Origin of the sequence: Vibrio sp. 10N.222.55.C6 (genome assembly GCF_041473395.1) — a bacterium.
GTDB lineage: Bacteria > Pseudomonadota > Gammaproteobacteria > Enterobacterales > Vibrionaceae > Vibrio > Vibrio crassostreae_C.
Genome location: NZ_JBFRSD010000788.1, coordinates 1 through 307, shown reverse-complemented (window position 1 = coordinate 307; position 307 = coordinate 1). Strand labels below are relative to the sequence as shown.

General features: G+C 40.7%; 1 protein-coding gene. It reads right to left on the bottom strand.

Going from position 1 to position 307, the window contains the following annotated elements; translation table 11 throughout:
- On the bottom strand, positions 1–180 hold a 180-nt coding region (locus AB4486_RS26185), incomplete at its 3' end, for a hypothetical protein (RefSeq protein ID WP_372119679.1).
- Positions 181–307: the final 127 nt, after the last annotated feature.

Genomic DNA, 307 nt, shown 5'->3' with positions numbered 1-307 from the left:
GAATCGAATCGTCAGCGTAGATGATTGAAGCATTAATGGGGTGGCTTGCTGGGTGATGTTTTCGATTCGAGTCGTTATGTCTTTATTGCTACTGATACTTAACCATGCAGAGCCCAGCATGATCACAATCAGTACAAAGAAACCTAAATATACTCGAGACACGATGGAAGAAAGTCTCATGGTGAATCCTTGATCTAGTGGCGAAAAAAAGGGCACAAAAATGTGCCCAAGAATGGAGTTAATTGAAACGTGCCCTAATCAATCTGCCTTTAGGGCTAAAATGGACAGTATTTACGTACTATTGAAA